At 46.3% G+C, this 1,845-nt stretch carries 3 protein-coding genes; 2 read left to right on the top strand and 1 reads right to left on the bottom strand.

Annotated features, from left to right (window positions below):
* Positions 1–70 precede the first annotated feature (70 nt).
* Together QUB11_RS31055 and QUB11_RS31050 are read left to right on the top strand one after the other, a co-directional pair.
* The gene (locus tag QUB11_RS31055; protein WP_333207540.1) at positions 71–508 is read left to right on the top strand and encodes a hypothetical protein; all 438 of its coding nucleotides are present in this window, start codon (positions 71–73) and stop codon (positions 506–508) included.
* A complete protein-coding gene (locus tag QUB11_RS31050) occupies positions 505–1,122 on the top strand; it encodes a hypothetical protein (RefSeq protein ID WP_333207539.1) in 618 nt (205 codons plus the stop codon). The genes QUB11_RS31055 and QUB11_RS31050 overlap by 4 nt, the downstream gene beginning before the upstream one ends.
* Before the next feature lie 543 nt (positions 1,123–1,665).
* On the opposite strand, the gene QUB11_RS31045 is transcribed toward QUB11_RS31050, so the two are convergent.
* Positions 1,666–1,830 carry a hypothetical protein gene (locus tag QUB11_RS31045; protein WP_333207538.1) on the bottom strand — a complete coding sequence of 55 codons (165 nt, stop codon included), beginning with the start codon at positions 1,828–1,830 and terminating at the stop codon, positions 1,666–1,668.
* Between the last annotated feature and the right edge of the window lie 15 nt (positions 1,831–1,845).

Below are 1,845 nucleotides of genomic sequence, written 5' to 3'. Positions count from 1 at the left end.
TACTCATTATTATCTCCGATGATTCACTTTTACTTCCTCAATCCGCGTATGTGCCAGTTGGGGGTGCGGAATGTGGGATCCAGAGGAAGTTAAGTTAACTGTCGAGTCCGTTGTAGGGGAACTTGTAGCGGCCAAACCAATAGTCGAGCCTGTTGTAGGGGAACTTGTAGCAGCCAAACCAATAGTCGAGCCTGTTGTAGGGGAACTTGTAGCAGCCAAACCAATAGTCGAGCCTGTTGTAGGGGAACGTAAAAACTACTACAACTCAGACACGGGATACAGCGGCAACGGCTGGCTAGAAAGCCACTACAAAATCAGGGTTAACGGCAAGCAACACTCAATCAACTGCCCTGAAATCGGATGCACCGGCCCTTACTACAGTTACCGCTGGATGGAAGGAAAGCGGCAGCGCGCCAAATACTGTCCGGGAAGCAAATGTCCGGCAGTCCGCAAAGCTCTCAGGAGCGGCGAACCAATTAGTAAAATCTTAGAAATTATCAACCAATGAAAATCTCCCAACTGCAAACTCGCTACGGTCTCGCCAGCAAACAATCTGTGTACGATCGCATGAAGGCACTGCAAATAGTTCCAATCAGCCGCGGTGAAATATCCAGCGAGTCACTGGACGAACTGGACAAACTGGACAAATTCCTAAAAAACAATCCAGGAGCCAAAATCTGGGAGTTTCCGAGGGATACAGAATCTTTGTCTAGCGGGCAACTGGACAATTCCACTAGACAACTGGACAATTCCACTAGACAACTGGACAATTCCACTAGACAACTGGACAATTCCACTAGACAACTAGACAACTTCAATGAAATCTTACAATTAGTAGAGGCGATCGCCCGCCACTTCGCCGCCAATCAAGACCCGCTGGCAAACTACAAGGCACTGGAATATGCCGCTAACCACATAATCTTACTGCCGACTTCCAAAATCAAAGAACTCACAGGGGCAAAACCCAGCAAAAACCAATTTCAACGGGGTACTTTTGTTTTTACCAAAACAGACAGTAAAATCGGACGAGAAAGAGCTTGGAGAATTCAAATGACGGCTAACGCATTCAGAGATGCAATGAAACAGAAAACCGCAAGCAATACCCGCTGGTTAGATCCTTAACTTCCAGCCGGGAAGTCACAACCATCCCTACAACAAACTCTACACTACGCCTGCCGCAGCCAGTGACCGCTACGCTAATTTTTCGGCGTCAACTCGCCCGACATAAATTTAAACTTCCACTACAATAAACTCAACGGGCGAGCTGCCACTCGAAAAATTTCACTGGCTGCTCTAACTCTAATTCCTGCGACCCTGATAATATTTGAGAGCACAAGCTAAACAGCGAACTTGCCAGCGGTAAAAATCACGCTCCTGCTTGAGACGAATAATCCGCTGAAGAAAAAAACAATATTGTCTTTTCATACAAAATATAAAACTAAATCAGAAAGTGGCACTCTGATGGTCTTAAAATCCCGTGTATGCCATGTAGAAGGACGCCCAGACCCTAATCGCTTCCCACCAGACCCGCCAACCTTAACTGATTTAATCATACAATCAAAGAAAATATTGATTAAGTTTGTGAATTCAAAATAGCTGCATCTATCTAGAAATATAGCTTTCACTATCTTAATATATATTTTCTTTACTCTGTTATACCGGGTATTACTCCCCCCGGTTAGCCTGCGGCGCCCTTAATTCTAGTCGGCGCGGCCGGGAGGGCGGGCCATAACCCGGCTCCCCCCCCGGCCCACGTTCTTCATCCTCGTTACCATTGTCTACACTGCTGTCTACATTATCTAGAGCCTTGTCTACACTAATTTTGACCATCTTTCAACCCCCTCA

The organism is Microcoleus sp. B6-A1 (assembly GCF_036705085.1).
GTDB lineage: Bacteria > Cyanobacteriota > Cyanobacteriia > Cyanobacteriales > Microcoleaceae > Microcoleus.
Note: the sequence above shows the minus strand (reverse complement) of the source record. Positions and strands in the feature narration are given on the sequence as shown.

Bases quoted from the DNA above. Each gene is read 5' to 3' on its own strand.
- QUB11_RS31055 (WP_333207540.1), top strand. From the start codon at position 71: ATGTGGGATCCAGAGGAAGTTAAGTTAACTGTCGAGTCCGTTGTAGGG.
- QUB11_RS31050 (WP_333207539.1), top strand. From the start codon at position 505: ATGAAAATCTCCCAACTGCAAACTCGCTACGGTCTCGCCAGCAAACAA.
- QUB11_RS31045 (WP_333207538.1), bottom strand. From the start codon at position 1,830: ATGGTCAAAATTAGTGTAGACAAGGCTCTAGATAATGTAGACAGCAGT.